This is a genomic window from Streptomyces sp. NRRL F-5135, assembly GCF_000719775.1.
In the GTDB taxonomy this organism is placed as follows: domain Bacteria; phylum Actinomycetota; class Actinomycetes; order Streptomycetales; family Streptomycetaceae; genus Streptomyces; species Streptomyces hebeiensis.
The window spans coordinates 243,023-263,290 of sequence record NZ_JOHR01000002.1 but is presented as its reverse complement, the minus strand read 5'-3'; the positions used below and the strand labels follow the sequence as shown (position 1 = coordinate 263,290).

Genomic DNA, 20,268 nt, shown 5'->3' with positions numbered 1-20,268 from the left:
CTCCGCAACACCCTTCTCCGCACCGCACCGCCGCAGCACCGTATCGGCCGGTGCCCCGCTACGACCGCCGTGCCGCGTGCAGCGCGCTCAGGGCGGGCGCCAGTTCGTCCGGTCCGAGCGGTTCGCCCGGCAGGGGGTGGGCGTCGGTCGCGCGCAGGGCGTCCAGGAAGAGCGCGAGCTGGCGCCGCCAGGAGCCGGGGGCCGCGGCCTCCGCCGCCGGTGCCGCGCGGCCCAGCGCCGCGAGACCGAACAGCAGGTCCTCCACGGAGACGTCCGCCCGTGCGGTGCCCTCCGCGCGGCAGCGCGCCAGCAGCGCGGAAATCGTCCCGGCGTTGTGCGCGTGCAGCCGCGCCAGCGAGGGGACGCCCGGCAACGGCGTCGTCATCAGGTCCGTCACGCCCCGGTCGGTGGCCAGCCCCTCGAAGATCCGCTCCAGATAGCCGGTCAGCCCCTCCCACGCGTCCGCTGCCGCGCGGGCCCGCTCCCCCGCCTCGACGGTGGCCGTCAGCTGGTCCTGGAAGACCGCTTCGATCAGCGCGGCCCGGTCCGGGAAGCGCCGGTAGAGCGTGGCGTTGCCGACGTCGGCGCGGCGGGCGATCACGTCGAGGGGCGCTTCCACGCCCTGCTCCGCGTAGACCTCGCGGGCGGCGGCGAGGATCCGCTCCCGGTTGAGCTGTGCGTCCTTTCTCACGCCCGTACGGTACCGCAACCGAGGACCACTCCCCGGTTGCTGTTAGAGTCACCATGAAGTGGGGAGCCATCCCCACTTGACGCGGTCAGTGCTGCCGCGCTGTCAGTGCTGCCCGTCCCCGCCCCGACCGACCCGTCATCCCTGGGGGACCCATGTCCACGGAACCCGCCGTCGATCTCGTCACCGACCCGGTCGCCTTCAACTCCGATCCCTATCCCCGCTACGAGGAGCTGCGCGCCGACGGTGGCGTGCGGTGGATCCGTACGCCGAACGGCGCCACCCAGTGGTTCGTGTTCGACGCCGAGACCGTCCGCGCCGCGCTCACCGATCCCCGCCTCCGCAACGACATCCGGCACTCGGCCACCTGGATGAGCGACGGCGGCTACGCCGTGGGCCGCAACATGCTCCAGACCGACCCGCCCGACCACACCCGGCTGCGCCGTCTCGTCGCCCGCGAGTTCACCGGACAGCGCGTCCAGGCGCTGCGGCCCCGCGTGCGGGAGATCACCGACGCGCTGCTCGACACGATGGCCCCGGCAGGCCGCGCCGACCTGGTCGACGCGTTCGCCTTCCCGTTGCCGATCACCGTCATCTGCGAGCTGCTGGGAGTGCCCGGCCGGGACCGCGATTCCTTCCGGGACTGGTCCACCGAGATCGTCGCCGCCACGGATCCGGAGGCGGCGGCAGCGGCCCAGCAGCAGATGACCGTCTATCTGACCGGGCTCATCGAGGACAAGCGACGGCGCGCCGAGCGGGCGGGTGCGAGTACGGGTACGGAGACGGCGGGTGGTCCCACCACGGCGAAGGACCCCGGCGAGGACCCCGCCGGCGGGCACGACCTCCTGTACGACCTGGTCCGCGCGGCCGGTCAGGACGACGACGCGCTCTCGCCCGAGGAACTCCTCGGCATGGCCTTCCTGCTGCTCGTCGCCGGGTACGAGACGACGGTCAACCTGATCTCCAGCGCCGTCCACCTCCTGCTGCGCCACCCCGAGCAGCTCGCCGCGCTGCGCGCCGACTGGACGCTGCTGGAGGGCGCGGTCGAGGAGGCCCTGCGCTACGAACCGCCCGCGCCGGCCACCTCGTACCGCTACGCCGCCGAGTCCCTCACCCTCGGCGGGGTCGAGGTGGCGAAGGGCGACTCCGTGGTGCTGTCCATCGCCGGGGCGAACCGCGACTCCGCCCGGTTCTCCGAGCCGGGGCGCTTCGACATCCGCCGCGACCCCGCCGACACCCGGAGCCACCTCTCCTTCGGGCACGGCGTCCACCACTGCCTGGGCGCCCCGCTGGCCCGTCTGGAGGCCACGGTCGCGCTGCGCGCGCTGCTGGAACGCTGCCCGGACCTCGCCCTGGACCACCCGGCGGGAACGTCTCCCGACGACCCGGCCAACGCGCCCGACTGGCGTCCGAGCATGCTGCGCGGGCTGCGCCGACTGCCGGTGCGCTGGTAACCGCGCTCCCGCCTACGAGTCGGGGCTGGTGGTCCCCGGCGCGGGCGACGGAGCGGGGGCCGGCGCCGGCTGAGCGCCGGGTGAGCCGAGCGACTCGAATCGCCAGCGGTGCACCGGGCGGGCGATCAGGTCCGGGGGCGGGTCCGGGAGTTCGGGCACGTCCGCGTCGTACGGGGCGTCCCACCAGGTGATGACGAGGACCCGGTCCCCGGGGGCGCGCAGGAGTTCCGCGCGCTGTGGGCCCCCGGGGGCCGCCGGCAGGTCCGACGACCGCGCGCGGGCCCACTCCAGCAGTTCCGTGCCGCGGCCGGGGGCGGCCTTGGCCTCCCACATCAGCGCGACCTGAGCAACGGACGCGGCCGGCGGGACCGGCATGGTGGTCGCCCTCTCACGCGTCATGAGTACAGGTTGTCCTTGCTCAGCTCGTGCAGGTGGTCGTGGTCATGATCGTGACCGTGGTCGTGGCCGTGACCGTGGTCGTGGGGCTCCGACGACTCACGCGGCACGGACGACACACCCGGCACGTGCGACACGGTCACCGGGAGCGACGAGTCCGCCGACAGCTCCCAGTCCGACGCCGATCTGCCGCGCGCGACCATCTCCGCGCCCAGCGCCGCCACCATCGCGCCGTTGTCCGTGCACAGCCCCGGGCGCGGCACGCGCAGCCTGATGCCCGCCCGCTCACAGCGTTCCTCGGCGAGCGCGCGCAGCCGGGAGTTCGCCGCGACACCGCCGCCGATCATCAGGTGGTCGACCCCCTCGTCCACACAGGCGCGGACCGCCTTCCTGGTCAGGACGTCGACCACCGCCTCCTGGAAGGACGCGGCCACGTCCCGTACGGGCACCTCCTCGCCCGCGTTCCGCTTCGCCTCGATCCAGCGGGCCACGGCCGTCTTCAGACCGGAGAAGGAGAAGTCGTACGGCGCGTCACGCGGCCCGGTCAGTCCGCGCGGGAACGCGATCGCCTCCGGGTCGCCCTCGCGCGCCAGCCGGTCGATGACCGGGCCGCCGGGGAAGCCCAGGTGCAGCACGCGCGCGATCTTGTCGAACGCCTCGCCCGCCGCGTCGTCGATCGTCGCGCCCAGCGGCCGTACGTCGGCGGTGATGTCCGGCGCGAGCAGCAGCGAGGAGTGCCCGCCGCTGACCAGCAGAGCCATGGTCGGCTCGGGCAGCCGGCCGTGTTCGAGCTGGTCGACGCAGATGTGGGAGGCCAGGTGGTTCACGCCGTACAGCGGTTTGCCCAGGGCGTACGCGTACGTCTTCGCCGCCGACACGCCCACCAGCAGCGCGCCCGCGAGCCCCGGCCCCGCCGTCACGGCGATTCCGTCCAGGTCACGGGCGCTGACGCCGGCCTCCTTCAGCGCGCGTTCGATGGTCGGAACCATCGCCTCCAGGTGCGCGCGGGAGGCGACCTCCGGCACCACACCGCCGAAGCGCGCGTGCTCGTCGACGCTCGACGCGACGGCATCGGCGAGCAGGGTCGTACCGCGCACGACGCCGACGCCCGTCTCGTCGCAGGAGGTCTCGATACCGAGGACGAGGGGTTCGTCAGCCATTGATCTCAGTTCCTTGCATCCGGAGGCGCATGACGAGGGCGTCGACGTTGCCCGGCTGGTAGTAGCCCCGGCGGAAGCCGATGGGCTCGAAACCGAAGCGTTCGTACAGCCGCTGCGCCCGTTTGTTGTCGACCCGCACTTCGAGCAGCACCTCTTCGCACTCGAAGGCGGTGGCGTGCTGGAGCAGTTCGGTCAGGAGGCGGGCGCCGAGGCCGGTGCCCCAGAGGTCGGGGGCGGCGGCGATGGTCTGGACGTCACCGAGACCGCCGGACGCGGCGAGGCCGGCGTACCCGACGATCCGGCGCCGGGCCGGCCGTCCCGGCTCGCCGGGGGGTTCCTCCGGCGGCTCGCCCCCCGGGCTCCCGCAGGGCAGCTCGGCCACCACGTAACGGCGGGACGCCCCCGGACCGCGCGCGTGTGCCAGCTCCGACCAGAACATGCCGGGCGACCAGGCGTCCTCGGGGAACAGCTCGCGTTCGAGCGCGAGCACCGGCTCGATGTCCCACCAGCGCATCTCGCGCAGGACGACGGCGCCGGGGGCGGCCGGGCCGGGGGCAGGGCCGAGCGGGCCGGGGCCGACCGGGCCGGTGCGGGGGCCGACGGCCTCCGGGCCGGTGTCGGGGCCTCCGCTGCCGGGGTGGGCGGGGTGGGCGGGGTGGGCGGGGTCGCGCGTCACTTCGGCGTGACCACCTTGTAGTTCTTGGGCACCTGCGCGTCCGGGCGGCGCAGGTAGAGGGGCAGCGCGGGCGGGAACTCCGCGCCCGCCGCGATCCGCTCCACCGCCAGCGACGCGAGCGCGGCGGCCGACTGGTGCTCGGGGCCGCGCGCGTCCGGGAAGGTGTCCGGGTAGAGCAGCGCCCCCGCGCCGACGGCCGGCCGGCCCGCGACCCGCTCGGCGATGTCGGCGGGGCGGTCCACGGCCGGGTCGGTGAGGCGCGTACGGGCATCGGCGTAGAGCGCCCAGTACACCTCCTTGCGGCGGGCATCGGTCGCCACGACGAACGGCCCGTCGATCCCGGCCCCCGAGGCTCCCGCGCCGCCCGCGCCGCCCGTGCCCGCCGCGTACGCCAGCCCGTCGAGCGTGCACAGTCCGCGCACCGGCACCCCGAGGGCCGACCCGAAGGTGAGCGCGGTGGTCAGCCCCACCCGCAGGCCCGTGTACGGTCCTGGCCCGATGCCGACGACGAGGTCCGTCACGGCGGCCGGTTTCACCCCGACGGCGGCCAGGACCCGGTCCACGGCGGGCAGCAGCAGTTCCCCGTGGCGGCGGGCGTCGACCTGACTCTCGGCGGCCAGGACGGATTCACCGTCGTGGAGGGCGACGGTGACGGCGGGGGTGGCGGTATCAACGGCGAGCAGAAGCACGCAAACAGCCTACGGCTCCCCGGGGGCGGGGCACGGCGCCCGGCCCCGTCACCCGGCTGCTGCTAACGTCACCACGGAGTCATACGTACGAGAGGTGGATCAAGGTGTCCAGGAGCAGCTCGGGAATCGTGGCCGGGCTCACCGCGGCGGCTGTCGCCGCGGTCTGTTTCCTCGCCTACCAGGCGTCGGCGAACGTCCCCGACACCCTCGGGAAGCCCTCCAAGCCCCGTACGACGGGCTCTCCCTCCGGGGCCGCCGGCGCCCCCGCCCAGCCGAAGAAGGACCCGCTGGCCCTGCCCGCGGAGTCCGGCACCGGCGAGCGGGTCGTCTACGCGCTGGCCGACCGGCGGGTCTGGCTGGTGGACACCGCGGAGAAGGTGACCCGCACCTTCGAGGTCATGCCGAGCACGGTCAGCCCGCCGCCCGGAACGTACGCGGTGACCTCACGGTCCGGATCGGTCACGGGTTCGGACGGGGTGCGGATCGAGCACGTCGTCCGGTTCACGAGCGTGGACAACGTCGTGATCGGGTTCAGCGCGGCCGTGGACGGCACGCTCACCACCCCGAACCCGAGCCTGAAGACGGGCGGGATCCGGATGAAGGTCGGCGACGGCAACGCGATGTGGACCTTCGCGACGGTGGGCGCGAAGATCGTCGTGATCCCCTGATCCCCTGATCTTGTGATCTCGTAGGACCGGGCGCGCGACCCGGACGGGCACGGTTCGAGGACCCCTCAGGCGGCGGGCCGTCGTTCCTCACGCTCCGAGGGCCCGGCGCTCTCTTCGAACTTCTCTTCCTCCCGCTGCTCCCGCTGGTCCCGCTGCTCGTGCGGCGGTGTGGACACGGCCGATGCCGCCGCACAGGACGCCAGCAGATCGCTCATGGACACGGACGAGGGCGACGGCGCGGACGGCGGGGACTGCGGACGCGCTTCGCTTTCCGGCGTCGGCATGTTGCCTCCTGTGGCTCCGGGGGCAGGCATAGTTAGGTAGACCTAACCAAGTCTCTCCACCATGTGACCACGCACGGCACGGCGCGCGCAACATTTTGCCGACATCTTGTCGGAACGTACGGAACACGTGGCCGTATCCATGGCGGTGTCCCTGGCGCGGTCGTTCGATCGCCCGAAGGCGCTGATCAGCGCGTCAGCGCGGCCAGGTCCGCGTGTGCCCAGCGCTCGCCGACCCCCGTCAGCGTGACGGTGCGGCGCTCGTCGGCCTCCGCCCCCGCCCCGTCCGCCGTTCCCTCGCCCGTCCCGACGACCCGGTGGATGACCACGTGCAGCCGGTCGTCGGACAGTTCCTCGACCCTGCCCTCGCCCCACTCCACGACCACCACCGAGTCCGGCAGCGAGACGTCGAGATCCAGGTCCTCCATCTCGTCCAGCCCGCCGCCGAGCCGGTACGCGTCGACGTGGACCAGCGGCGGACCGCCGGCCAGGGAGGGGTGGACGCGGGCGATCACGAATGTGGGGGACGTGACCGCGCCCCGGACGCCGAGCCCCTCGCCGAGGCCCCGGGTCAGGGTCGTCTTGCCGGCGCCCAGCTCGCCCGTGAGCATCACCAGGTCGCCGGGGCGCAGCAGGGCGGCGAGCCGGCGGCCCAGCTCCGTCATGCGCTCGGGGGATTCCACGGTGAGCCGGGCGGTGGCACCGGGCGTGCTCTCGCCAGTGCCGTCGGCCGTGCCGTCGGCCGTGCGGCCCGAAGGCTCACGGCGGTCCGAGTGCTCCTCGCGGTCCGGGTATTCGGGGCCGTCCGGGAACCCGTGGCCGTCCGGGAGCTCGTGGCGGGCGGCGCGGGCGTCAGCCGCCGGGCTGTGCGGTGTTTCCATGCGTGCCAACGTTAGTCTCCGCCGGCACCGCGCCCACCCGCGCCAGCAGGTCCGCGAGCCGGTCCGTGACCGTCTCGGGGTGCTCCAGCATCACCAGGTGACCCGCGTCCGGGACCAGCACCAGCTCCGCGTCGGGCAGCAGGTCCCCGATGGCCTCGCTGTGCGAGCTGGGGGTGACGAGGTCCTTCTCCCCCGCCAGCACGAGCGCCGGGGTCTCCAGGAAGACGGAGAGCGCCCCGGCCTTGTCGTGTTCGTCGAAGGCGGGGTAGAACTCGGCGACGACGTCGATCGGGGTGCTCTCGATGAGCCGCTCGGCGAACCGCGCGACGGCCGGATCCACGTCCTTCGAGCTGAACGAGTACCGCTTGATCAGCCCCGCGAACAGGTCGGCGGTGGCCCGGCGCCCGCGCTCGACCAGATCGGCCTGCGAGCCGAGCGCTCTGAGGACGCCGGGGAGCACCCTGCGTATCGCGTTCACGCCCGCGAGCGGGAGGCCGTAGTTGACCTCCCCCAGCCTGCCGCTGCTGGTGCCGACCAGGGCGACGCCGACAACCCGGTCCGCCACCAGCTCGGGGTACCGGTCGGCGAGCGCCATCACCGTCATCCCGCCCATGGAGTGGCCGACCAGCACCAGCGGACCCTCGGGGGCCGCCGCGTCGATGACCGCCTTGAGGTCGCGGCCGAGCTGGTCGATGGAGACGGGAACGGCGTCGGCGCCGCGCTGGGCGGCCCCCCGGCCGGACCGGCCGTGGCTGCGCTGGTCCCAGTGGACCGTACGGACGAGTCCGCGCAGCGCGGCGCGCTGGAAGTGCCAGGAGTCCTGGTTGAGGCAGTAGCCGTGGCTGAAGACGACGGTGACGGGGGCGGGGGGCTTGCGGCCGAAGAGGCGCCGTCGGCGGAAGCCGGGCGCGGCACCGGGCGCGGCGACACCTCCGGGGTCGCCGGTGGCCCCTCCGGCCCCCGCGGCCGCATCCGCGCCGGCGATCTCGTCGGTCGCATCGATCCCGTCGATCCCGTCGGTCTCGTCGATCTCGTCGACTTCGTAGTACAGCTCCGTGCCGTCGTCGGCGATCGCGCGGCCCGGAGTGCCGCGCAGGGCTCCGTACGGTCCCGAGGCGTCCAGCGCGAGCCGGGCCCTGCGGCGCGTGCCGCGGCTGACGGTCAGCCTCTCTATCGCGACGCCGGCCGCGGCCCCGGCGGCGATCACGCCTATCGCGGCACCGGCGAGGCCCGCACGGCGCCAGGCGCCCGCGGCCGAGCCGGCGGCGGCCGAGCCCGCTGCCGCCGCCGTGGACACCGCTGTGGACGCCGCCGCGGCGGCCGTCCGGGCCGCCGCGTCCCCCGCCGCGCTGTTCTCGCTCACCGTGCGCTCCTCGTCGTCCTCGTCGTCCTCGTCGTCCTCGGGTTCCTCGGGTCCCCGCTCGGCTCTGCCGTGCCGTGCCGCGGCCTACTCGGACGCCTGTCCGGCCCGCGCGTCCTGCCCGGTCGGTCCGTCCTGCCCGTCCCGCGCCTCCCGCTCGTTCAGATGAACGCGGGGGACCCGGGAGCCGATCCGCGTGACGATCTCGTACGCGATCGTGTCCGCGGCCTCGGCCCAGTCCTGGGCGGTCGGCTCCCCGTGGTCCCCGGGGCCGAAGAGAACGGCGCGCGCCCCCGCCTCCGGGGTGTCCCCGGCGAGGTCCACGACGAACTGGTCCATGGCCACCCGCCCGGCCACCCGCCGCCGTACCCCGTCGACGAGAACGGGTCCCCGGCCGGAGGCATGGCGGGGCACGCCGTCGGCGTAGCCGAGCGGGATCAGGCCGAGGGTCGTCGCGTGCGGGGTGCGGTACTGGTGGCCGTAACCGACGCCGTGGCCACCGGGCACCCGCTTCACGAGGGCGACGGAGGCGGCGAGGGTCATCACGGGCCGCAGCCCGAGGTCCCGGGAGGTGCCGATCTCCGGGCTGGGCGAGATCCCGTACGTCGCGATGCCGGCGCGTACGAGGTCGAAGTGCGATTCGGGGACCGTGAGGGCCGCCGCCGAGTTGGCGATGTGCCGGACCTCGGGCCGTACGCCCTCCTTCTCCGCGTGCGTCACCATCTCGTGGAACAGGTCCAGCTGGGCGGCGATGGAGGGGTGGCCGGGCTCGTCGGCGCAGGCGAAGTGCGACCAGAGGCCGGTGACGGTGACCTCGCCCGCGGCTTCGGCGACGAGGGCGGCGGCGACGAGTTCCGGCCAGTCGGCGGGCTGGCAGCCGTTGCGGCCCAGTCCGGTGTCGGCCTTGAGGTGGATCCTGGCGGGCCGCCCGGCGGCGCGTGCGGCGGCGGTGACCTCACGCAGGGCCCACAGGGCGCTGACGGACATGTCGAGGTCGGCCTCGACGCCCTCGCGCCAGGGGTCGCCCGGCGTCCACAGCCAGCACATGATCCGGCCGGGGACACCGGCGGCGCGCAGGGCCAGGGCCTCGTGCGGCGTGGCGGTCCCGAGCCAGGTGGCGCCGGCCTCACGGGCGGCCCGGGCGACGGGCAGCATGCCGTGGCCGTACGCGTCGGACTTCACGACGGCCATGAGCGCGGCGCCGCCCGCGCGTGCGCGCAGGGTCCGCACATTGCCCCGCAGGGCGTCGAGATCGACCTCGGCGCGCGCCCGGAGGGTCGCCGACGTCTCATTTCTTCCGGTCATCGGGCCCAGTGTCTCAGAGGGCCCGACGCCGCCGGGCGGACGCCGAGCCGGAGCCGGGCGCGCGCGGGCCGGGCGCGGGACGGGCACGGAGGCGGACACCGGGGTGCGCGGGGCGCGTTCCCCCGGCGCGCGCCGGCCCGCCGGAGGGGCCCGGAACCGCCCCCGCCCCGACACGGTCCGGGTGGTCCGGGCACCCGGTGGCCGGGGTCCGCCCCGACGGACCGGGCCCGCCCGGCGGTCCGGCGGTCCGCCGGTCCGGCGGGCCCCCGGCCCCCGATCCCCTCAGAGCTTGCGCAGCGACAGGCGGCGGACCTTGTGGTCCGGGCCCTTGCGCAGGACCAGCGTCGCCCTGCCGCGCGTGGGCGCCACGTTCTCCAGCAGGTTCGGCCGGTTGACGGTGTGCCACATCGTGCGCGCGTACTCCAGCGCCTCCTCCTCCGAGACCTCGGTGTACTTACGGAAGTACGAGGTGGGGTCGCGGAACGCCGTCCGGCGCAGCTGCCGGAAACGGCCCAGGTACCAGGACTCGATGTCCTCGGTCCGCGCGTCCACGTACACGCTGAAGTCGAAGTGGTCCGCCAGCCCGATCCGCGTCCTGCCGTCCTTCCCCGGCAGCGCGGGCTGGAGGACGTTGAGGCCCTCCACGATGAGGATGTCCGGCCGCCGTACGGTGAGCACCTCGCCCGGCACGATGTCGTACGTCAGGTGGGAGTAGACGGGCGCCGTGACCTCGTCCTTGCCGGCCTTGACGGCCGCGACGAACCGGGTCAGCGCCCGGCGGTCGTACGACTCGGGGAACCCCTTGCGCGCCATCAGCCCGCGCGCCTTCAGCTCGGCCATCGGCAGGAGGAAGCCGTCCGTGGTGACGAGTTCGACCCGGGGGTGCTCGGGCCAGCGCGCCAGCAGTTCCCGCAGCAGCCGGGCCACGGTGGACTTGCCGACGGCCACGCTCCCGGCGACGCCTATGACGAACGGCGTGCCGCGCTGGGCACCGTGCCCGCCGCCCGCGTCGCCGAGGAACGTGTTGAGCGCGCCGCGCAGCCCGGCCGTGGCCTGGACGTACAGGTTCAGCAGCCGGGACAGCGGCAGGTAGACGTCCCGTACCTCGTCCAGGTCGATGACGTCCCCGAGACCGCGCAGCCGCTCGACCTCCTCGGCGGTCAGCGGCAGCGGGGTCTTCTCGCGCAGCGCGCTCCATTCGGCACGGCTGAGATCGAGGTACGGGGTCGGCCCATGGTCGCCCCTGTGGGAGTGGGCGCCTCGTGGCAGCGTAGTGATCACATCACCATTGTCGTGCGCACGGGGACAATTCCGGACGGCCCCGCACGGTGGGCTGGATCACGTCCACCGGCCGCCGGCCACCGGCCGACCCTCGCCGGCCACCTGCCACCGGCCCGGTCACGCCGTCTTGGGGCCCGTGATGGCCTTTCCGTCGGCCGTGTAGGGCCAGACGTTGGGCTCGCAGCCGTGCATGCCCTTGATCTGCTGCATCATCACCGGCGCGGGCGAGCCCTCGCCCGGGCAGGTCTCGTGGCCGTGGCCGAGGAAGTGGCCGACCTCGTGATTGATGATCAGCGCGCGGTAGGAGGGCACGTCGTCGGCGTAGACGGGCGTGGCGAGCAGCCAGCGTTTGAGGTTCACCATCACGTGCCGGCCGACGTTGCAGTTGACCTCGCCGCCGGTGTCCAGGCCGTACTTCCCGCAGATGTCGTCGACGGTGCCGGGCGTCGCGATCTGTACGACGAAGTCGGGCGTGCCGGACGAGACGCGCCGGAAGCCGGAGGTGCCGTCCGTGGTCCAGCCGCGCTTGTCGGCGAGGATCGCGTCCACCTCCTCGGCCGCCTCGGCGGCGGACACGTCGAGGCTGTCCTCGACCATGACCTGGTAGGTCAGGATCTTCCCGGCGCCGACCGGCTTCCCCGCGCCGGACGCGGTGGTGAAGGTGCCCGGACCCGTGACGGGGATGTCCTCCTCCTTCTCCTTGCCCTTCGCGTTACCCGGGTCCTCGTCGTCGGACGAGGACCCGGACGCGGTGGGGAACGCGTCGGCCGGCGCGGGCGTGTCCCACGGGCTCGGGGTGGCCTCGGCCGGGGGCGCGGAGGCGGACGGCCGCGCCTCGGCGTCCACCGCCCGGCTGCCGGCGCCGGCCCGCGAGGTGCCTTCGCTGTCGCTCGCCCCCATGCCCTGGAAGACGACGACGGCCAGCACCAGCACGCCCAGCGCCACGCCTCCCATCAACAGCGGCACCTTGGGCCCCGTGCCGGAACGGCGGGAGCGGGAGCGAGAGCGGGAACGAACTGCTCTCTTGGCGCGGTGTCGACGGGAGCCGGAGGTGCGGTGGTTCATAACAGCCGACAGTGGAGTGATCATGTGATGAAACGTGGACCATCACATAACGAATCGGTAACCGCGCCGCCCTCGGTGGAGTCCGCACGGGGTCGACAAGCGGTCGACGGGATGCCGAGCGCCGTCGTGTGACGGTACTCTCAAGCCCGGCCGGAACGACCCGGAACCCGTCACTCCGACCGCGTGCTCTGCGGATACTGTGCGCATGCCACGTGTCCTGCTCATCGAAGACGACCCCGCCGTACGCGAGGGTGTACGTCTCGGACTGCGCCGCCAGGGGCACGACGTGACCGCCGTCCCGACGGGCGAGGAGGGGCTGGAACGGCTCCGGTCGTTCCGTCCCGACGTGGTGCTGCTGGACCTGATGCTGCCCGGGATGAGCGGTCTGGACGTGTGCCGGAGGATCCGCTCGACCGACCAGGTGCCCATCATCATGGCGACGGCACGCGGCGACGACATGGACATCATCGTCGGTCTGGCGGCCGGGGCGGACGACTACGTGGTCAAGCCGGTGCGGGCGCGCGTCCTGGAGGCCCGGATACGGGCCGTGCTGCGCAGGATGACGACGCCCGCCGGTGCCGTCGGGCCGAGGATCGAGACGTACGGCGACCTCACCATCGACCGGACGGGGCTGGAGGTCAGCCTCCGCGGGGAGCCGGTCGTCCTGGCCCTCTCCGAGATGCGGCTGCTGCTGACACTCTCGGCGTCCCCGGGGCAGGTGCTGAGCCGGCAGCAACTCCTCGAAGCGGTCTGGGAGCACGGGTACCACGGGGACATCCGCCTGGTCGACGCGTGTGTGAAACGACTGCGGCTGAAGATGTCCGAACCGCCCGGGGACCCGCGTTACATACAGACGGTGCGTGGCTTCGGCTACCGGTTCCGGTCGCTGTGAGGCCCCCGCGCCCGCGTGTGCCCCGCCTTCGTGTGCCCCGCCTGCGTGTCCCGCGCCTGCGTGTCCCCCGCCTCCGGGGGCTGCGCGTGCGGCTCGTCGTCGCCTTCACCCTCGTCGCCGTGGCCGGCACGCTGACGACGGGCGCGCTGACCTTCCGGGAGGCGCGTACGGGCGTCCTCCAACAGAGCCAGGACACCGTCGTCAAACAGTTCCGCGACCACGTCAACACGCTCGCCCCCGCCCTCACCCTGCCGCCCACCCAGGGGCAACTGGACGGCCTCGCCACCGACGTGGCGCGCGTCGGCCGCTCGCAGGGCTGGCGCGTGCTGGCCGTCTACGGCGGCACACGCGCCCCCGTGCCCTCCGACTACTCCTTCGCCGCCGTCAGTCCGGAACTGCGCGAGGCGGTCGCCACCCGGCGCGCCACCGTGTTCCAGCGGGTCACCACCGGCACCGGGTCCGGCACGGTCTCCGAACTGGTCGTCGGCATGCCGGTGACGTACGCCGGTCCGGGCGGCACCTCGGCCGCGCTGTCGGGGCTCAGTGTCTTCCTGGTCGTGTCGCAGAACGCCGAACAGGCGTACGTGGACGCGCTGGTGGCCGCCGTCGAGCGGGCCGTCGTGCCCGCGCTCGTCCTGGCCGTCGTCATCGCCCTGCTCGCCGCGCGCGGTGTGCTGCGGCCGGTGCGGGAGCTGCGGAGGGCCGCCGGAAGCATGGCGGAGGGCCGGTTCGACACCCGGCTCGCGGTCAACGGCTCGGACGAACTGGCCGACCTGTCCCGTACGTTCAACGAGACCGCCTCCGCGCTGGACCGGTCCGTGGCGGAGCTGCGCCGGATGGAGGCCCGGGCGCGCGCGTTCGCCGCCGACGTCTCGCACGAGCTGCGGACCCCGCTGGCGGCGATGGCGGCGGTCACCGACGTCCTCGACGAGGACGCGGCCGGGCTGGACCCGGACACCGCCACCGCCGTGCGGCTGATCAGCCAGGAGACCACGAAGCTGGCCCGGCTGGTGGACGACCTCATGGAGATCTCGCGATTCGACGCCGGGGCGGCCGAACTCCAGCTGGACGACATCGACCTGGCCGAGTCGCTGCTCCGCACGCTGGCCTCCCGGGGCTGGTCGGACCGCGTGGCGACCGAGCTGCCGCCGCCCGGCACGCTGCGCTGGCGCGCGGACCCGCGCCGCCTGGACGTGGTGGTCGCCAACCTGGTCGCCAACGCGCTCCGGCACGGGGCTCCGCCCGTACGACTGCGTCTCAGCACGGTGCCGGCCCCGGCGGCGGGCGCCCGCGCCCGGGCCGTGATCGAGGTGACGGACAACGGCCCGGGCATCCCGGACGCCGTGTCCCCGCATGTCTTCGAACGCTTCTACAAGTCGGACAGCGCCCGGACGCGCACGGAGGGCAGCGGCCTCGGCCTCGCCATCACCGCGGAGAACGTACGGCTGCACGGAGGCACCGTGCGTGCGGCGAACGGGCCGGGGGGCGGAGCCGTGTTCACGGTGGAACTGCCGTGGCCGGCGGCCGACCGTGACGACCCGCCGTCCGGGCCCACGGCGACGGACATGCCGGCGGAACCGGACGATCGAGAGGGACCGGGAGAGCCGGAAGACCGGAAGACACCACGCACACGGGCGAGGGGAGGCGGGAAGCGCCCATGACGTCCGCACACCCCCCGCACGCCCCGCACGCCCCGCACGCCCCGCACGCCCCGCACGCCCCGACCACGCTCCCACCTGGAGCCGCGCCCCGGTCCACGCCCCGGTCCGCGTCCAGAGCCGCACCCCGAGCCGCACCCCGAGCCGCATCCGTCGGGAACAGCCGCGCCCGGGCCGCCGCCGTCCTGCTCGCCCTCGTACCGTTCCTGCTCACCGGCTGCCGGATCCCCGCCACCGGTGTCGTGGAGACCGGCGCCCCGGCGACCGGGCTGCGCCCCGTGACCTGGCTCTACTTCGTCAGGGGCGGCGCGCTGTACCCGGTGGCCCGGCCCGCCGAACTCACGCGCGACGGCACGGAAAGCCGCGGGGCCGGCGTCGAGACGGCCGTCACCCTGCTCCTGCGGGGGCCGGCGTCCGCGACGGGGGCCGACGTGGCCACCGAACTGCCGCCGGACGCCGGACCTCCCCGGACCGTCGTCAAGGCCGGCGCACCGGGGGAGTCCGGAGAGATCGTCATCGGACTCACGGGCGGCGAGAAGCCGCTCGGCGACCTCGCGGCGGCCCAGCTCGCGTGCACGGCGGCGGCGGCCCGGGCGCTGGAGACCCGGGCGAGCAACACCGAGCCGTTCCCGGTGACCCTCACCACGCCCCAGGGCCGGCGGACCCTCACGGCGGACGCCACCCTGTGCCCCGCCCCCGCGGAAGGGGCCACGCTGTTCCCCGAGGTGCCGGCCACGCCGGTGCCCGCCCCGGGAGGAGGGCCCGCCGTCGCGGACCGGCCGCGCTGACGCGGTTCCTCCCCCCCTCGGCCCCGCTCACCCCGCGGCCCCGCTCACCCCGCGCCGCTCTCCGCCGCCGTCTTCTTCCTGGCCGTCCACACGGCCTTGAACAGGCGCACCGGCGCGGCGAGCCCCAGCCAGACGCCCACGACCGGTATGAGGCCCGGCCCCGATCCGCCGAACATCAGGGCGGTCGCCACGACCGCGAACACGGCCCACACCACGGTCAGGAGGCCGAACACCACGATCCCGAGCGTCTGGAAGAAATGACGGACCAGGCCACGGGCCCCCGGCCCCTCCCCGTCGCCCGAGACACGCGGCCGGGGGATCCGTTCGGGGTCACGGGCCGGCATGCGCACCACGGCGGCGGGCGGAACGGCCGCGTCGATCAGGGCGATCCGGTCGGGGCCGAGCGACGCGAAGAGAGTGGGTTCCACGGCGATCTGGAAGCCGTCGAGCCCCGTCAGACGACGGCCGCCGTCCGGGTAGGCGACCATCGCGGCGCACTGGTCGTGGCGGATGGTGACGACACCGCCCGGCGTGCTCAGGGCGACGCCTTCCGGGGCCACGGTGAGTACGACAGAGGCGTCCTCGCGGGACGGATGCCGGGTGCCGCCGAGTTCGGTGGTGCCGCCGGAGTGCTGCGGCGCCTCGGTGAAGCCCGCCCAGTCGGCGCCCCGCCCGGGGACCTGGAGCAGCGCGTTCGCGTACAGCTCCCGGGCGACCTCGCGCAGGTCGTCGAGTGTGACGGCGGCGAGTTCGGCCTTGTGTTCCTCGGTGGTGAGGTTGCGATGGCCGATCAGCAGATTCAGGGCGTGCCCGGGGAGGCGGGCGGCCGCCAGGTCGGTGGTGTGGTCGTACGCCTTCAGGAACGTGGCACGCGCCGTGTCGAGTTCGGCCTGCTCGATCCGGCCCGCCCGCAGCCGGGCGAGCACGTCCACGAGGCCGCCCACCACCGCGTCCTGCTTCTGCGGCAGGGCGTCGGCGAACGCGGTGATCGTGGCGAACTCGGTATCGCGCGGGCTGTAGTCCGCGGTGGCCGTGTACGAGTACCCGCCCTTCTGGCGCAGGTCGGCGTAGAGGGCACGACCGAGCACCTCGGCGAACAGGGCCGCGGCGGAGGATCTGCGGACGATGCCGTCCATGACCACCGTTCCGTCCTCCCCCTGGATGTAGGCGGGGGTCACGGGCAGGGCGGAGGTGACGACCGGCATGGGATGCCGGGGGCCCGAGGGAAGAGAGAGGTCCAGGCCCTCGGGCACGGTGTCGCTGGTGATCCACAGAACCGCGTTCTCGCGGGTGAAGCGGGTGGCGGCCCAGTCGCGCACGGCGTCGGCCGACAGGTGCCAGGTGCCGAGTTCCGCGTAGCTGGTCAGGCCGTAGCCCTGCGCGCCGTAACGCCACAGCGGCAGCTGGCGGTTGGCGCCGCCGCCACGGCCCGCCGCCTCGGTGCGCAGGATCTCGCGCTCGATCTCCAGCCGGTCCAGCGGCAGGTTCCGCAGGGCCGCACAGACTCCGTTGAGGTAGCCGACGACCTCGTCGGTGGTGCCGGTGACGTGGAAGAGGGTGTACGTGGTGGCGGTGGCGCCGTTGTAGTGCAGGTCGGACACGCCGTGGCGGTGCAGCGCCAGGTGCTCGACGAGGTGGGTGACACCTCTCGTCGCGTACGTCTCGTCGGCCGCGCCGACCCGGAAGGCCAGACCGGCGGTGACCGCTCCGCCGCCGGCGGTCAGGACGGTACGGATCCCGTCGACCTCGGTCTCGCGTATCGCGAGAACATCCAGGTTCTCCTGGGACATCGGCTCAGCCCTTCGCCAGTGCGGTTGTGCGGTGCTTGATGAACGCGGCTTCCTTGTCGCCCAGGTAGTTCCACGGGGACTCGCTGGCGTTGTTTCCCAGCTCACGGAAGTGCGGGGCCGCTTCCGCGTAGTGGCCGCCCAGCGACAGCGTCGCGGCGAAGGTGCCGTGCGCGCCGATGGCGTGGAAACCGGGGTGGAAGTCCGGATGCCACACGGAGGCGGCGGCGGCCGCCACCAGCTCGTCCCGTACGGCCGGGTCCCGCAGATAGCGCTCGTCCGCGCCGCTGTCGAGGTCCAGCCAGTGCTCCAGATGCGCCTCGGCGACCAGCACCCCCACGAGACTTCCGGGCGGGGCCGCGGCCGCGCACTCGCGGGCGAACCCGTGCGCGAGCTCCCAGCCGCCGCCCCATTTGGGGCAGAGTTTCTGCAGAAGCTGTTGCTGTCCGTTGAAGTGGTGCGGGTGGTGCTCCACCAGCCGGTCGTAGCGACGCCGCGTCTCGCTCTGTCCCAGCTCCAGACCACGGGCGCTGATCAGACGCGCACGCCAGGCCAGGGCGTACGCGGGGTGCTCGGCGCAGAGCTCGATCAGCAGGTGCTCGGCCCGCCGCAGCCAGGCGTGGAACTGCCGGAACTGCTCCCCCGACACGTACTGGGCACGGGCGCCGCTGCGGATGTCCCAGCCGATGTGGATGTAGCGCTCGGCGAGCAGGGCCCGGGGCAGCGGCTCCCCCGGGCGTTCCCCCACCACCCGCTCCAGGAATTTCTCCGCCCCCTTGATCCTGGCGGCGAGGGACGCGGCGAAGGCCCGGTCGTCCTCGTCCGGCAGGGATGCGATGAACGACTCGGTCGCCGGCCAGTCCCCCGCTTTGACGGCGGTGCGCAGCCGCTGGAGCGAGGGCATGGTGACGCACGGATCGAAGCGGGGGCGAGCCGACGGCTCGGTTTTGGGCATGACGGTCCTCGGATACGGACATGACCGGCGGGCGCCGGTACGGGCAAGGAGCATGACGGGGTGAGGAACACGGGGGGGGGAGCGAGCGGGCGCGGTCGGACGCCGTGCCACGGCCGGTCCGGCGATTCGGACTCGGTCGCATCCCCCCGGACGCACGTTCACGCGATGTGCACGTGATGTGAAGACGCAGGCTAGCAGCCCGTACTGACAACGCGGCAGCGAATATGGCGGGTTCGAGCCGCACCCTCACCGAAGGGACAACAGGGGGAGGCGGCACAGGGACTCGCAGGCACTCGCAGGCACTCGCAGGGACTCACCGGGGCCCGCGGGGGCTCGTGGCGCGATGGCCGTGGTCCCGCTGCCCCGCCGCGCGTTCTGGAACGATGTGTCCGGCGGCCGGGAACGGCCGGGAACAGCCGGGAAGGGATCCATATGTGCGGAATCGTGGGTTACGTCGGCGGACAGTCGGCGCTTGATGTGGTCGTCGCGGGCCTGAAGCGGCTGGAGTACCGGGGCTACGACTCGGCCGGGGTCGCGGTCCTCGCCGACGGCGGCCTCGCCGCGGCGAAGAAGGCGGGCAAGCTCGTCAATCTGGAGAAGGCGCTGAAGGACCGGCCGCTGCCGAGCGGTTCCACCGCGATCGGGCACACCAGGTGGGCCACGCACGGCGGCCCGACCGACACCAACGCCCACCCCCACCTCGACAACGCCGGGCGGGTGGCCGTCGTCCACAACGGGATCATCGAGAACTTCGCCGTGCTCCGCGCCGAGCTGGCCGGCCGCGGCCACGACCTGGACTCGGAGACCGACACCGAGGTCGTCTCCCACCTGCTCGCCGAGTCGTTCTCCTCCTGCGGCGACCTCGCGGAGTCGATGCGGCAGGTCTGCCGCCGGCTGGAGGGCGCCTTCACCCTCGTCGCCGTGCACGCGGACGAGCCGGATGTCGTCGTCGGCGCGCGCCGCAACTCTCCGCTGGTGGTGGGCGTCGGCGAGGGCGAGTCGTTCCTCGCGTCGGACGTCGCGGCCTTCATCGCCCACACGCGCTCCGCGATCGAGCTGGGCCAGGACCAGGTGGTCGAGGCGCGCCGGGACGGCGTCGTCGTCACCGACTTCGACGGCGCGCCGGCCGAGGTGCGCGAGTACCACGTGGACTGGGACGCGTCGGCCGCCGAGAAGGGCGGCTACGACTACTTCATGCTCAAGGAGATCGCCGAGCAGCCGAAGGCCGTCGCGGACACCCTCCTCGGCCGGATCGACGCCGAGGGCGCCCTGACGCTGGACGAGGTGCGCATCCCCCACTCCGTGCTGCGCGAGGCCGACAAGGTCGTCATCGTCGCCTGCGGTACGGCCTTCCACGCCGGTCTGATCGCCAAGTACGCCATCGAGCACTGGACGCGGATGCCCTGCGAGGTCGAGCTGGCGAGCGAGTTCCGCTACCGCGACCCGATCCTGGACCCGCGCACGCTGGTGATCGCGATCTCGCAGTCCGGCGAGACCATGGACACGCTGATGGCGCTGCGGCACGCCCGCGAGCAGGGGGCGAAGGTGCTGGCCATCTGCAACACCAACGGCTCGACGATCCCGCGCGAGTCGGACGCCGTCCTCTACACGCACGCGGGCCCCGAGGTCGCCGTCGCGTCGACCAAGGCGTTCCTGACCCAACTGGTGGCCTGCTACCTGGTCGCGCTCTACCTGGGCCAGCGGCGCGGCACGAAGTGGGGCGACGAGATCCGGGCCGTCATCCGGGACCTGTCGCGGATCGCCGGCGAGGTGGAGCGCGTACTGGAGACCATGGAGCCGGTACGGGCGCTGGCGCGCACGCTCGCGGACAAGCGGACGGTGCTGTTCCTGGGCCGGCACGTGGGGTACCCGGTGGCCCTGGAGGGCGCGCTCAAGCTCAAGGAGCTGGCGTACATGCACGCGGAGGGGTTCGCGGCGGGCGAGCTGAAGCACGGTCCGATCGCGCTGATCGAGGAGGACCTGCCGGTGGTGGTCGTCGTACCGTCGCCGCGCGGGCGCTCGGTCCTGCACGGCAAGATCGTCTCCAACATCCAGGAGATCCGGGCCAGGGGCGCGCGGACGATCGTGATCGCGGAGGAGGGGGACGAGGCGGTGGTGCCGTACGCGGACCATCTGATCCGTATCCCCGCGACGCCGACGCTGCTCCAGCCGCTGGTCGCCACGGTGCCGTTGCAGGTGTTCGCGTGCGAGCTGGCGACGGCGCGGGGCAACGAGGTGGACCAGCCGAGGAACCTGGCGAAGTCCGTGACGGTGGAGTGAGACG

Annotated in this window: 19 protein-coding genes; 6 read left to right on the top strand and 13 right to left on the bottom strand. The window is 73.7% G+C overall.

The window, feature by feature from the left end; all coding sequences use genetic code 11:
* Window positions 1-58 precede the first annotated feature (58 nt).
* Window positions 59-691 (bottom strand): TetR/AcrR family transcriptional regulator, encoded by a 633-nt coding sequence (locus IG02_RS0105090; RefSeq protein WP_037802352.1) that lies wholly within the window; start codon window positions 689-691, stop codon window positions 59-61.
* A gap of 152 nt (window positions 692-843) precedes the next feature.
* On the opposite strand from IG02_RS0105090, the gene IG02_RS0105085 reads away from it, so the two are divergent.
* Window positions 844-2,142: a cytochrome P450 family protein gene (locus IG02_RS0105085; protein ID WP_030742302.1), complete on the top strand. Its 1,299-nt coding sequence runs from the start codon at window positions 844-846 to the stop codon at window positions 2,140-2,142.
* A gap of 12 nt (window positions 2,143-2,154) precedes the next feature.
* On the opposite strand, the gene IG02_RS0105080 is transcribed toward IG02_RS0105085, so the two are convergent.
* From IG02_RS0105080 to tsaB, 4 genes are all read right to left on the bottom strand, one after another.
* Entirely contained in the window at window positions 2,155-2,517 is a 363-nt protein-coding gene (locus tag IG02_RS0105080; RefSeq protein WP_051764487.1) for a hypothetical protein, read from the bottom strand.
* A 20-nt stretch (window positions 2,518-2,537) separates the two neighbouring features.
* Entirely contained in the window at window positions 2,538-3,698 is a 1,161-nt protein-coding gene (gene tsaD / locus IG02_RS0105075; protein ID WP_030742296.1) for a tRNA (adenosine(37)-N6)-threonylcarbamoyltransferase complex transferase subunit TsaD, read from the bottom strand.
* Window positions 3,691-4,212 (bottom strand): GNAT family N-acetyltransferase, encoded by a 522-nt coding sequence (locus tag IG02_RS0105070; RefSeq protein ID WP_030742293.1) that lies wholly within the window; start codon window positions 4,210-4,212, stop codon window positions 3,691-3,693. The genes tsaD and IG02_RS0105070 overlap by 8 nt, the downstream gene beginning before the upstream one ends.
* Window positions 4,213-4,370: 158 nt before the next feature.
* Window positions 4,371-5,063 (bottom strand): tRNA (adenosine(37)-N6)-threonylcarbamoyltransferase complex dimerization subunit type 1 TsaB, encoded by a 693-nt coding sequence (gene tsaB / locus IG02_RS0105065; protein WP_030742291.1) that lies wholly within the window; start codon window positions 5,061-5,063, stop codon window positions 4,371-4,373.
* 104 nt (window positions 5,064-5,167) lie between these two features.
* Between tsaB and IG02_RS0105060 the strand changes: the two genes are divergently transcribed.
* Complete coding sequence (locus IG02_RS0105060) at window positions 5,168-5,731, top strand: hypothetical protein (RefSeq protein WP_078854205.1); 564 nt, start codon at window positions 5,168-5,170, stop codon at window positions 5,729-5,731.
* Window positions 5,732-5,796: 65 nt separating this feature from the next.
* Here IG02_RS0105060 and IG02_RS0105055 read toward each other — a convergent pair whose 3' ends face one another.
* The 6 genes from IG02_RS0105055 to IG02_RS35920 form a co-directional block, all read right to left on the bottom strand.
* Window positions 5,797-6,015 (bottom strand): hypothetical protein, encoded by a 219-nt coding sequence (locus tag IG02_RS0105055; protein WP_037802268.1) that lies wholly within the window; start codon window positions 6,013-6,015, stop codon window positions 5,797-5,799.
* Between the two features lie 185 nt (window positions 6,016-6,200).
* Complete coding sequence (tsaE, locus tag IG02_RS0105050) at window positions 6,201-6,695, bottom strand: tRNA (adenosine(37)-N6)-threonylcarbamoyltransferase complex ATPase subunit type 1 TsaE (protein ID WP_037802345.1); 495 nt, start codon at window positions 6,693-6,695, stop codon at window positions 6,201-6,203.
* 169 nt (window positions 6,696-6,864) lie between these two features.
* Complete coding sequence (locus tag IG02_RS0105045) at window positions 6,865-8,190, bottom strand: alpha/beta fold hydrolase (protein WP_030742280.1); 1,326 nt, start codon at window positions 8,188-8,190, stop codon at window positions 6,865-6,867.
* 150 nt (window positions 8,191-8,340) lie between these two features.
* Window positions 8,341-9,558, bottom strand: coding sequence for an alanine racemase (alr, locus tag IG02_RS0105040; RefSeq protein WP_037802265.1), 1,218 nt, complete (start codon window positions 9,556-9,558; stop codon window positions 8,341-8,343).
* A 282-nt stretch (window positions 9,559-9,840) separates the two neighbouring features.
* Window positions 9,841-10,836, bottom strand: coding sequence for a type I pantothenate kinase (coaA, locus tag IG02_RS0105035; protein WP_234314610.1), 996 nt, complete (start codon window positions 10,834-10,836; stop codon window positions 9,841-9,843).
* 120 nt (window positions 10,837-10,956) lie between these two features.
* Window positions 10,957-11,793 carry a DUF3152 domain-containing protein gene (locus IG02_RS35920; RefSeq protein WP_078854203.1) on the bottom strand — a complete coding sequence of 279 codons (837 nt, stop codon included), beginning with the start codon at window positions 11,791-11,793 and terminating at the stop codon, window positions 10,957-10,959.
* Window positions 11,794-12,109: 316 nt separating this feature from the next.
* Here IG02_RS35920 and IG02_RS0105025 point away from each other — a divergent pair, with 316 nt between their 5' ends.
* From IG02_RS0105025 to IG02_RS37620, 3 genes are all read left to right on the top strand, one after another.
* Window positions 12,110-12,796 (top strand): response regulator transcription factor, encoded by a 687-nt coding sequence (locus tag IG02_RS0105025; protein WP_030742270.1) that lies wholly within the window; start codon window positions 12,110-12,112, stop codon window positions 12,794-12,796.
* An 86-nt stretch (window positions 12,797-12,882) separates the two neighbouring features.
* Window positions 12,883-14,457, top strand: a complete 1,575-nt coding sequence (locus IG02_RS0105020) for a sensor histidine kinase (protein WP_234314601.1) — start codon at window positions 12,883-12,885, stop codon at window positions 14,455-14,457.
* Window positions 14,454-15,242, top strand: a complete 789-nt coding sequence (locus tag IG02_RS37620) for a hypothetical protein (RefSeq protein ID WP_030742267.1) — start codon at window positions 14,454-14,456, stop codon at window positions 15,240-15,242. The genes IG02_RS0105020 and IG02_RS37620 overlap by 4 nt, the downstream gene beginning before the upstream one ends.
* Window positions 15,243-15,286: 44 nt before the next feature.
* Here the strand turns inward: IG02_RS37620 and IG02_RS35910 are convergent, their stop codons facing one another.
* Both IG02_RS35910 and IG02_RS0105005 read right to left on the bottom strand, forming a co-directional pair.
* Window positions 15,287-17,032, bottom strand: coding sequence for a M16 family metallopeptidase (locus tag IG02_RS35910; RefSeq protein WP_037802263.1), 1,746 nt, complete (start codon window positions 17,030-17,032; stop codon window positions 15,287-15,289).
* A gap of 4 nt (window positions 17,033-17,036) precedes the next feature.
* A complete protein-coding gene (locus tag IG02_RS0105005; RefSeq protein WP_030742263.1) occupies window positions 17,037-17,984 on the bottom strand; it encodes a hypothetical protein in 948 nt (315 codons plus the stop codon).
* Window positions 17,985-18,416: 432 nt separating this feature from the next.
* Between IG02_RS0105005 and glmS the strand changes: the two genes are divergently transcribed.
* Window positions 18,417-20,264 (top strand): glutamine--fructose-6-phosphate transaminase (isomerizing), encoded by a 1,848-nt coding sequence (gene glmS, locus IG02_RS0105000; protein ID WP_030742261.1) that lies wholly within the window; start codon window positions 18,417-18,419, stop codon window positions 20,262-20,264.
* Window positions 20,265-20,268 lie beyond the last annotated feature (4 nt).

Coding starts and splice junctions, on each gene's coding strand:
- IG02_RS35920 (WP_078854203.1), bottom strand. CDS start 11,793: ATGGGAGGCGTGGCGCTGGGCGTGCTGGTGCTGGCCGTCGTCGTCTTC.
- IG02_RS0105055 (WP_037802268.1), bottom strand. CDS start 6,015: ATGCCGACGCCGGAAAGCGAAGCGCGTCCGCAGTCCCCGCCGTCCGCG.
- IG02_RS0105005 (WP_030742263.1), bottom strand. CDS start 17,984: ATGCCCAAAACCGAGCCGTCGGCTCGCCCCCGCTTCGATCCGTGCGTC.
- IG02_RS0105070 (WP_030742293.1), bottom strand. CDS start 4,212: ATGCGCTGGTGGGACATCGAGCCGGTGCTCGCGCTCGAACGCGAGCTG.
- IG02_RS35910 (WP_037802263.1), bottom strand. CDS start 17,032: ATGTCCCAGGAGAACCTGGATGTTCTCGCGATACGCGAGACCGAGGTC.
- IG02_RS37620 (WP_030742267.1), top strand. CDS start 14,454: ATGACGTCCGCACACCCCCCGCACGCCCCGCACGCCCCGCACGCCCCG.
- IG02_RS0105085 (WP_030742302.1), top strand. CDS start 844: ATGTCCACGGAACCCGCCGTCGATCTCGTCACCGACCCGGTCGCCTTC.
- alr (WP_037802265.1), bottom strand. CDS start 9,558: ATGACCGGAAGAAATGAGACGTCGGCGACCCTCCGGGCGCGCGCCGAG.
- glmS (WP_030742261.1), top strand. CDS start 18,417: ATGTGCGGAATCGTGGGTTACGTCGGCGGACAGTCGGCGCTTGATGTG.
- tsaD (WP_030742296.1), bottom strand. CDS start 3,698: ATGGCTGACGAACCCCTCGTCCTCGGTATCGAGACCTCCTGCGACGAG.
- IG02_RS0105025 (WP_030742270.1), top strand. CDS start 12,110: ATGCCACGTGTCCTGCTCATCGAAGACGACCCCGCCGTACGCGAGGGT.
- IG02_RS0105080 (WP_051764487.1), bottom strand. CDS start 2,517: ATGCCGGTCCCGCCGGCCGCGTCCGTTGCTCAGGTCGCGCTGATGTGG.